8 protein-coding genes are annotated in these 8,648 nt (G+C 65.4%); 2 read left to right on the forward strand and 6 right to left on the reverse strand.

Annotated elements, in window-relative coordinates; genetic code table 11:
- On the forward strand, positions 1 to 397 hold a 397-nt coding region (locus PMI02_RS07990; RefSeq protein WP_007681286.1), incomplete at its 5' end, for a BamA/TamA family outer membrane protein.
- Positions 398 to 934: 537 nt separating this feature from the next.
- On the opposite strand, the gene PMI02_RS25830 is transcribed toward PMI02_RS07990, so the two are convergent.
- From PMI02_RS25830 to sucC, 5 genes are all read right to left on the reverse strand, one after another.
- Positions 935 to 1,780 carry an energy transducer TonB gene (locus PMI02_RS25830; protein ID WP_007681289.1) on the reverse strand — a complete coding sequence of 282 codons (846 nt, stop codon included), beginning with the start codon at positions 1,778 to 1,780 and terminating at the stop codon, positions 935 to 937.
- 35 nt (positions 1,781 to 1,815) lie between these two features.
- Positions 1,816 to 2,715: an energy transducer TonB gene (locus PMI02_RS08000; protein WP_007681290.1), complete on the reverse strand. Its 900-nt coding sequence runs from the start codon at positions 2,713 to 2,715 to the stop codon at positions 1,816 to 1,818.
- Between the two features lie 121 nt (positions 2,716 to 2,836).
- On the reverse strand, positions 2,837 to 3,766 hold the full coding sequence (locus PMI02_RS08005; protein ID WP_007681295.1) for an electron transfer flavoprotein subunit alpha/FixB family protein: 930 nt from the start codon (positions 3,764 to 3,766) through the stop codon (positions 2,837 to 2,839).
- A 1-nt stretch (position 3,767) separates the two neighbouring features.
- On the reverse strand, positions 3,768 to 4,514 hold the full coding sequence (locus PMI02_RS08010) for an electron transfer flavoprotein subunit beta/FixA family protein (RefSeq protein WP_007681296.1): 747 nt from the start codon (positions 4,512 to 4,514) through the stop codon (positions 3,768 to 3,770).
- Positions 4,515 to 4,758: 244 nt separating this feature from the next.
- Entirely contained in the window at positions 4,759 to 5,958 is a 1,200-nt protein-coding gene (gene sucC / locus PMI02_RS08015; protein WP_007681297.1) for an ADP-forming succinate--CoA ligase subunit beta, read from the reverse strand.
- Positions 5,959 to 6,146: 188 nt separating this feature from the next.
- Between sucC and PMI02_RS08020 the strand changes: the two genes are divergently transcribed.
- Positions 6,147 to 6,941 carry a 3'(2'),5'-bisphosphate nucleotidase CysQ gene (locus tag PMI02_RS08020; RefSeq protein WP_007681298.1) on the forward strand — a complete coding sequence of 265 codons (795 nt, stop codon included), beginning with the start codon at positions 6,147 to 6,149 and terminating at the stop codon, positions 6,939 to 6,941.
- Between the two features lie 33 nt (positions 6,942 to 6,974).
- Here PMI02_RS08020 and PMI02_RS08025 read toward each other — a convergent pair whose 3' ends face one another.
- Positions 6,975 to 8,534 carry a DUF1570 domain-containing protein gene (locus PMI02_RS08025; protein ID WP_157222437.1) on the reverse strand — a complete coding sequence of 520 codons (1,560 nt, stop codon included), beginning with the start codon at positions 8,532 to 8,534 and terminating at the stop codon, positions 6,975 to 6,977.
- Positions 8,535 to 8,648 lie beyond the last annotated feature (114 nt).

Genomic DNA, 8,648 nt, shown 5'->3' on the forward strand with positions numbered 1-8,648 from the left:
GAACGGCTACTTCCCCGCCACTTCCACCGGCACGCTCGCCATCCACGGCGGGCTCTGCGCGGCGTCGAAGGGCGGGCCGTTCTACGACCTGTGCCTCTACGGCATGTCCGGCGACCTGCGCGGCTACGAGATGGGCCGCTACCGCGACCGCGCATCGTGGGCGGCGCAGATCGAATGGCGCCAGGAGTTGAGCGAGAAGTTCGGCGCGGTATGGTTCGCCGGTATCGGCGGCATCGCCTCCAGCCTGAGCGATCTGGACAACACCAAGATGCTGCCCAGCACCGGCATGGGCCTGCGCTACCGGGCATCGAAGGAAACCGGCGTCAACCTGCGCCTCGACTTCGCGATCGGCAAGGATTCCTCGGCCGTCTACTTCGGCGTCGGCGAGGTGTTCTGACACGACCGTCACCGTGGCGCAGGCTGGCAAACAGGGTCGTCTCGCGGAAATTCGATGCGCTGGGCGGGGGCCTCCACCGGGATGACGGAACGGGACGCTTGACAATACGAACCATTTAGGTTATACGCCGCGACATCCGCTAGCCGAGGTACACGGCGAAACGGTGTATCGGGTCGGTGTCATGGGCAACGGGTTGCGAGCTCTCAAGCCGCTACCAGCGCAGTCCATGCGTCCGAACGGATCGGTCATCGTGGCTCTGGCCCGCTATTCCCATCAGTCGCGGAATAGTCTCCCGGAAGTCCCCTCGCCTGTGCTCGACGCGGACCCCATCGCAGCGAAGCACCGATCTATGGAACTACAGGTCAAGCCGGGCTGAAACTTGCCTCTACCCGGCGCTCGCTCGCAAGGCATAAAACTCGCAGCCCACAGCATGGGCGCTCCTTGACGCCGACCCGATGTCACCCCTCGGATCTCGCGTATTTTCCCGGCGTTAGGCCCGCGCTCGCCAGCGGGCGTTTTCGCGTGTCCGGCAATGCCCTAAGACGTGCTCCAGACAATGGCATTGGAGTAGAATGAGGGCACCGGCTTGCCGGCCGCATCCAGCGCGGGCTCGAATCGGGCAACCTTCATCAGCGATCTGCAAGCCACCGCATCGAAGGAGCGGTCGTTGTACGAGCGTAGCACCGTGCAGTCGGTCGGGCTGCCGTCGGCCCCCACAAGCATGCGGAAGTTCACGCGCGCCTGCTCGCCGCCCATCGCGGCTACCGTCGGATATTTGATGGCCCATGCCCAGCGGCGGATATTGATCGGGACAGCCCGCCGCGACAGGCTGTTCTGCACGGCAGGATCGAGGCCCCAGGTCTTAAGCAGCGCGTCCGTGCATTGCCGCATGACGGCAAAAGGCTTGTCGAGCGGGCCGGTCTTGAGGATCACGCTCTTGCCTGGCCGCTGCAGCGTGATCTCGCTGACCTGCGCCTCCATCCGGGGCGTGACCTCGGCGCCTCCCTCCTCGCCTCCCTCCTCGCTGTCTTCGTCGCCGAGGCTCGATGTCGCGAATATCGTGGGGATCGGCCTGCGATCCTCGCGCGCGGTTTCACCGGACTTGAACGAGACCGGCTCGTCGTGGTGCGGCAGGCTGCCGTACTTCACATAGAGGCGAATGCCGGGTTTGATCCAGTTCAGCTCGTCGCCGCTGGCAATCAGCTGGAAACCGTCGCCCGGTGCAAAGCGCTGCATTTCGAGGAACACGGGCGGAGACCCGGCTCCGAACGAGCGCCGCAACGCGCACCCCGAAGGCGTTGCGTCGAGAGTCCACGACGTGGACGGGGCCAGGACGATTTCGTCGGCACAGGCGGGCATCGGCGTGGCGAGAACGACCGCCATCGCCGCGCCCGTTGCCTTGTAGGGTCGCCGCAAGGTCACCGCTTGCGCTGCTGGGGCATACGCGCCTTGCGGTCGACCACCCACTTCACCCGGCGCACCGAGTAGGACGCCACGGGGCTGCCCGCCGCATCAAGCGCGGGTTCGAACTTCGCGCGCTGGCTGATCTTGTCGCAGGTGACCTTGGCGAAGCGCGGTTCGTTGAAGCCGTTGACGACCTGGCACTGGCTGACGGCGCCGGTGGGATCGATCATGAGGCGCACGTCGACCAGCGACTGCTCGCCTTCGCGCGCGAGGTCGGTGGGATAGCTGCCGCGCGGGAGCCAGGTTTCGGGGTCGGTCAGGGGCTTGGGCCAACGCGACAGAGACGCCTGCTGCACGGGGTCGAGGCCCCACGACTTCACCAGTCCCTCGGTGCAGCTATCCATCGCGGCGAGCGCCTTGCCCAGCGGGCCGGTGCCGATCTGCACGCCCTTGCCGCCCCAACTCACGATCAGCGAGGTGACCTGCGCCGCCCGCTCTTCAGTGACGGGTGCGGGGCGGACGTCGCCTTCGGGGTGGCCGTTGAGCGTGGTGCCCATGAAGAACAGCGTCGTCAGTTTCTGCCCATTGCCGGCCTGCATGTCGCCGAGCGTGAAACGCGTGCTGATCGGCTTGCCGTCCGGCCCGGTGGACAGCGTCACCCTGGTGGTATCGGTGATGCCCGAGAAAGGGCGGCCCGCGGCGGTGAAATTGAAGTAGTCGCCCGGTGCCAGCTGCTCGATCTGCACCAGCACCGGCTCCTCGGCCGTGCCGAAGCCGCGCTGCAGGTGGCAGGCGTTGCCGGTGTGGTCGACCTTCCAGGGCGAAGTGGCGGTGACCACCCTGGTCTCGGCCAGCGCCGGGGTGGACAGGGCGGCGGCGGTCAGGGCGGCAGGCATGAGTACGAGTCGCAGCATCGGCATGTCCTCAGGGGGAAATCTGCCGGAAATAAAGCGGCAATTCAGTGTGCTGACAAGCAGAAGCCCCGGTTGTCACCAACCGGGGCTTCGCTTTTTTGTCCGCGGCCTTGCGGCAAGTTCAGAGCTTGCCGGTGAGGTCCGGAACAGCGGTGAACAGGTCCGCGACGAGGCCGATGTCCGCGACCTGGAAGATCGGGGCGTCCTCGTCCTTGTTGATGGCGATGATGGTCTTGGAGTCCTTCATGCCTGCAAGGTGCTGGATCGCGCCCGAGATGCCGACCGCGATGTAGACTTCGGGAGCCACGATCTTGCCCGTCTGGCCGACCTGGTAGTCGTTGGGCACGTAGCCCGCGTCCACGGCGGCGCGCGATGCGCCGACGGCGGCGCCGAGCTTGTCGGCGAGCGGCATGATGATCTGCTCGAACGTCTCGCCGTCCTTCAGCGCGCGGCCGCCGGAAACGATGATCTTGGCGCTGGTCAGTTCGGGGCGCTCCGACTTCGCAAGCTCTGCGCCCACGAAGCTGGAGAGACCGGCGTCACCGGCGCCCGAGACGTCCTCGACCACGCCCGAGCCACCGGTGGGCTCGGCCTTGGCGAAGGCGGTGCCGCGCACGGTGATGACCAGCTTGGCGTCGCTCGATTCGACGGTGGCGATGGCGTTGCCGGCGTAGATCGGACGGGTGAAGGTCTTGTCGCCCTCGACCGAGAGGATGTCCGAGATCTGCATCACGTCGAGGAGGGCTGCGACGCGCGGCGCGATGTTCTTGCCGGTGGTGGTGGCGGGCACCACGAAGGCGTCGTGATGGCCCATCAGCTCGGCGACGAGCGGGGCGACGTTTTCGGCCAGGCCATGCTCGTAGGCGGCGTTGTCGGCGAGGTGGACCTTGCCCACGCCCGCGATCTTGGCCGCTTCGTCGGCGACGGCGCGGCAGCCCGAGCCGGCGACGAGCAGGTGCACTTCGCCCAGCTTCGAGGCGGCGGTGACGACGGCGAGGGTGGCGTCCTTGACGGAGGCGTTGTCGTGCTCAACCCAAACAAGAGTCTTCATTTCAGGCTACTCCCATTTCCTTGAGCTTGGCGACGAGCGCATCGACGTCGGCGACCTTGATACCGGCCGAACGTACCGGCGGCTCGGAGACCTTGAGGGTCTTGAGGCGCGGGGTGATGTCGACGCCGTAGTCGGCGGGGCTCTTCACATCGAGCTGCTTCTTCTTCGCCTTCATGATGTTGGGCAGCGAAGCGTAGCGGGGCTCGTTGAGGCGCAGGTCGGTGGTGACGATGGCGGGAAGCGAGAGCTTCACCGTCTCGAGGCCGCCGTCGACCTCGCGGGTAACGGCAACAGAATCGCCGTCGATCTCGACCTTGCTGGCGAAAGTCCCCTGCGGACGGCCGAGCAGCGCGGCGAGCATCTGGCCGGTCTGGTTCGAATCGTCGTCGATGGCCTGCTTGCCGAGGATCACGAGGCCGGGATTCTCTTCGGCGACGATCGCCTTGAGGATCTTGGCGACGGCCAGCGGCTCGACCTCGGCGTCGGTCTCGACGAGGATCGCGCGGTCGGCGCCCATGGCGAGCGCGGTGCGCAGGGTTTCCTGGGCCTTGGTCGGCCCGACCGAGATCGCGATGATCTCTTCGGCCTTGCCGGCTTCCTTGAGACGGATGGCTTCCTCGACGGCGATTTCGTCGAACGGGTTCATGCTCATCTTGACGTTGGCAAGGTCAACGCCGGTGCCGTCGGCCTTGACCCGCGGCTTCACGTTGTAGTCGATCACCCGCTTTACGGGCACGAGGATCTTCATTGCGATCTGTCCTCTCACTGCTGGGACGCCGGATTTAACCGCGCGATTAAAACTGTTGGGGCGAGCTATCGCGTCCCTTTACCGCCCCGTCAACCCCCGCCGAAACGGGAAGCGCTTGGGGGCAGGAAAGCTCAGCTACGCTGCAGAGTTGCGGAGCGACCATGCAGAAACGGCGGGGGTCGCGAAACCCCCGCCGTCTGCGTATTCGTCAAGTGATCGTGAGCACGAAGCGCTCAGGTGCCGATCAGGCGACCTTCTGCACTTCCGCGACGATCTTCTTGGCCGCGTCGCCCAGGTCGTTGGCGGGGACGATGGCAAGACCGGAGTTCGCCAGGATGTCCTTGCCCTGCTGGACGTTGGTGCCTTCGAGACGGACGACGAGCGGAACCGAGAGGTTCACTTCCTTCGCCGCGGCAACGATGCCCTCGGCGATGACGTCGCACTTCATGATGCCGCCAAAGATGTTCACGAGGATGCCCTTAACGGCGGGATCCGCGAGAATGATCTTGAACGCCGCGGTCACCTTCTCCTTGTTGGCGCCGCCGCCGACGTCGAGGAAGTTGGCGGGGAACATGCCGTTGAGCTTGATGATGTCCATCGTCGCCATGGCAAGGCCGGCGCCGTTGACCATGCAGCCGATGTCGCCATCGAGCTTGATGTAGGCGAGGTCGTACTTCGAGGCTTCGACTTCGGCCGGATCTTCCTCGGTCTCGTCGCGCAGTTCCATCACGTCGGGGTGACGGTACAGGGCGTTCGAATCGAAGCTCATCTTGGTGTCGAGGACGAGCAGGTTGCCGTCCTTGGTTTCCACCAGCGGGTTGATCTCGAGCATGTCGCAGTCGAGCGAGACGAAGGCCTCGTACAGCTGCTTCGAGATCTTCTGGGCCTGCTTGTTGAGCTCACCGGTCAGCTTCAGCGCGAAGGCGACGGCGCGGCCGTGGTGCGGCTGGAAGCCCGAGGCGATGTCGACGGTGATCGTGGTGATGCGCTCGGGGGTCGAGTGGGCGACTTCCTCGATGTCCATGCCGCCTTCGGTCGAGACGATCAGGGCGACGCGGCTGGAAGCGCGGTCCACGACCATCGAGAGGTAGTATTCCTTCTCGATGTCGACGCCGTCGGTCACGTAGAGGCGGTTCACCTGCTTGCCGGCATCACCCGTCTGGATGGTGACGAGGGTGTTGCCGAGCATTTCCTTGGCGAAAGCCTCGACTTCCTCGATCGACTTGGCGAGGCGCACGCCGCCCTTGGCGTCCGCGCTAAGTTCCTTGAACTTGCCCTTGCCGCGTCCGCCGGCGTGGATCTGCGCCTTCACGACGTAGAGCGGCCCCGGGAGCTGCTTGGCGGCGGCAACCGCTTCCTCTACGGTCAGCGCGGCGATGCCGGCGGGGATACCCACGCCATACTTCGCGAGCAGTTCCTTGGCCTGATATTCGTGAATGTTCATCGCTCAAATCGCTTTCTGCTGGAGGTTCCTTGGGAAGGCGCCGTAGCCATAGTTTTGCCCCGCCGCCTAAGCACATCCCTGCCGGCTTGAAAAGTCCCGGAGCCTGCGCAAATGCATAGCGGACGACAAATTGATCGCATTGAATTGATACGAGTTCGCAATAGCAATTAAGCATCGAAAGATGGCCCATGATTGATCGAGACAGACTGGAAGCCATAGTCCGCGAGGCCGGGCGCATTGCGCTGGCCGGCTGGCCGGGTGACGGCCATGTCCTCGAATCGTGGGAGAAGACGCCCGGCAGCCCGGTCTGCACCGCCGACCTTGCGGTGGACGAATACCTTAAGACCGAACTGCGCGCGCTGCTTCCTGCGGCAGGTTGGCTCTCGGAAGAGACGGTCGACACGCGCGAACGCCAGGGGACCGAACTCGTCTGGCTGGTCGATCCGATCGACGGCACCCGCGACTTCATCCGCGGGCGGACCGGCTGGGCGATCTCCGTGGCTCTGGTGAACACGCGCCGCCCCTTGCTCGGCTATCTCTATGCGCCCGTCAGGAAACGCGAAGACGGCGGCGAGTTCTGGTTCGCCGAGGCAGGCAAGGGCGCTTGGCGCAATGGCGAGCGGCTTGTCGCCAGTCACCGCGAATCGCTCGCCGGGGCCCGCGTCCCCGCGCACAAGCTGGCGCCCGAGGATGCCGACCTCCAGCTGGTCGACCAGCCCAACTCGATCGCGCTGCGCATGTCGATGGTCGCAGCGGACGAGGCGGACCTGCTCACCACGCTGCGCTGGGGCTACGAATGGGACATCGCCGCCGCCGGCCTGATCGCGCGTGAGGCAGGCGCCGTCGTGACCGACGCCTTCGGCCAGCCGCTCAACTACAACAAGCACGACCCCCGCGCCTTCGGGGTGATGGTCGCCTCGACGGGCATCCACGCAGCGGCAGTGGAACGCCTTGCCGACCGCGCGGCGCGTTTCTCGGCCTGAGAAGCCGCGCGGCGGGGCAGGACCCGCCCCGGATCAGCTGCCCGCTGAGGTTTCCGCGACTTCCTCGTCGTCTTCGCCGACGCCTCCCTCGCCTTTCCAGCTCGGGTCCTTGTCGATCCGCTCGATCATCCTGCGCGCATAGTCCGCGCCGCCGCCGCCGTGGGGATCGTAAGCGACGGGCGTGAGAATGGTCCGGGCATCTTCCGGGCGCCCCGCGTGCAGCAAAGCCTGTCCCAGGTTCATGCGCAGGCCGAGGTCGAACGGCGCCAGTTGGGTGGCCCGGATCAGTCCGTTCAGTGCCAGAGGAGTGGGTTCCTCGCCCTGCTCGACGAAGCTGCGGTAGAAGTACACCAGCGGCAACGGATGATCGTTCTCGATCCGGTTGAGCGCGATGAACGGCGCGCGAGCGGCCTTGTAGGCGGCTTTCGTATCGTCCGCTTCGGGAGCGGCACGAAACAGCGCCAGCCCTTTCTGGACATAGGCGTTGACCTGGGAAGGGTCGATCGTGATCGCCGCATCCGCGGCGGCGATGGCTTCCTTGTCGTTGCCGGCATCGTACTCGCACTCGGCAAGCGCGGCGAGAACAGCGGCATCTGCGGGGAAGCGCGCCGCTACACTGCGCGCCTGTGCGAGCAGCGTCTTGGCGTCCTCCGGCGTGACGCCGCGCTTTGAGCGGATGCGGACCGGCATCATCGCCGCCTGACCGGCCGACAACGGCCGGATCGCCACCGCGCCGATCGGCACCTTGTCGGCCGCCAGCTTGAGCGCCGTCATCTGCCGCTTGGCCAGATACCGGTCCAGCTCCTTTTGCAGGACGTCGAAATCGCCGAAGGCCTCGACAGCGGCAGCGCGCTGACCTTTCCCCTCGCGCAGCAAGTTCACGTAGCGCGTCAGCTGGCCTTTGCGGACCGTGTCGAACGTGAGGTAATGGTAGAGCAGCCAGCTTCTGCCGTAGAAGGCGTCATAGCTCGTGTGCTTTCGCTTGTCGTATTCCGTGGGGTCGAGCAGGTCCGCCACCTTGACGTCGGCGGCATAGTACAGTTCGCCAGCACGGTGGTTGGCCGGACGCCCCAGCCAGACGCTGCCGTCCTGCTCGAACTTGCTGGACGCGAAGAACTCGGCCGCACCCTCGCTGAACCAGCGCGGCATCGACATGGAGCTCGACGAGATCAGGAAATGGTGGGCGTATTCGTGCAGCAGTACCACCATCGACATGGTGATAGCGCCGTTGCCGGAATCCACCGTGGGTACGATCGCCAAGGATCCGCCGGCGTTGGGTACATAGAAGCCATTGAGATACTTGCTGTCGCCACCGTATAGCTGGCGCACCTCCTTGGCGGTCCGCACGACGTAGACGGTGACGCGGTTCGAAGGACTCGGCACGGGCATCTTCGAATCCAGCGCGAAGGCCATGCCGGCATGGTAACGTTCGAGCTGCTGCGAGAACTGGGTGATGTCCCGTTCGCTGTCCTGCGCGTAGATGACGAAGTGCTCGCTCGACGCCTCGAGCCACGGTGTCTCGGCCCGGGTCTCGGAAGCGAGCCCCGAACAGAGCCACGCCGCCGCAATCGCCATCACCATCCTGAAACGCATCAAGTCCCCCCGAACCCGGTAGCGGGACAGACTAGTCGCTATCGCGGACGGAACAAGTTACCTTGTCGAAAGAACGCCTCGACGCCGGACCAAATCGAGTAGGGGGGCGCCTTA

The organism is Novosphingobium sp. AP12 (assembly GCF_000281975.1).
GTDB lineage: Bacteria > Pseudomonadota > Alphaproteobacteria > Sphingomonadales > Sphingomonadaceae > Novosphingobium.